The organism is Klebsiella sp. 141153, assembly GCF_032601995.1.
Classification (GTDB): Bacteria; Pseudomonadota; Gammaproteobacteria; order Enterobacterales; family Enterobacteriaceae; genus Klebsiella; species Klebsiella aerogenes.
This window is the reverse complement of the sequence record NZ_JAQIRJ010000032.1, coordinates 1-638: the sequence shown is the minus strand read 5'-3', so window position 1 is coordinate 638 and position 638 is coordinate 1. Positions and strand designations below refer to the sequence as shown.

Below are 638 nucleotides of genomic sequence, written 5' to 3'. Positions count from 1 at the left end.
ACCACGCCGATGGTGCTGAAGTGCGGCAGCAGCACCACCGCAATCGCCGGCGCGAGGAAGTTCGACAGCCCGGCAGACAGGTTGTAGACCGAAATCGCCGCCCCTTTATGCTTTGGCTCCAGCGCCGGGAACACCGCCGCCATCGGCACGAACGCCGCGACGAAAATCCCCAGCGCAATCGCCGGCACCAGCGCCATGGCGAAGTTATGCCCGAAGTGCTGCGGCAGGTAGTAAAACGCCAGGCTCGACAGCGCCATGCCGATGCAGCCGAACCAGCGCACCACTTTCATCCAGCCCAGTTTCTCCGCCACGATACCCCAGAAGACGTTGGAGAAAATGGTGGTGAAGAAGAACGCCGCCCACACCTGCAGCCATTCGGAAGTGGTGAAGCCGAGCTCATCGACGAACATCATCGGCATGACCACCGCGAAGCCGAACAGCGACAGGGTGTTGATAATGCGCACAATGCTGGAGAGCATAATGCTGCGGTTGGTGTAGATAAGGGTCACCGCGCGCCCCAGTTCGGAGAACTTCTCGCGGGTGGTGAGGTTCTGCATATGGCGCGGGGTTTCGGTGTTGCGCAGCGCCGCCAGGGCAATCAGCCCGCCGGTGACGCAGAACGCCAGCGCCAGCCACAG

General features: G+C 62.2%; 1 protein-coding gene. It reads right to left on the bottom strand.

Features of this window, described 5'->3' with window-relative positions; translation table 11 throughout:
• A partial coding sequence (locus PGS10_RS24930; protein ID WP_316423637.1) for an MFS transporter occupies nt 1-638 on the bottom strand: 638 nt, incomplete at both ends.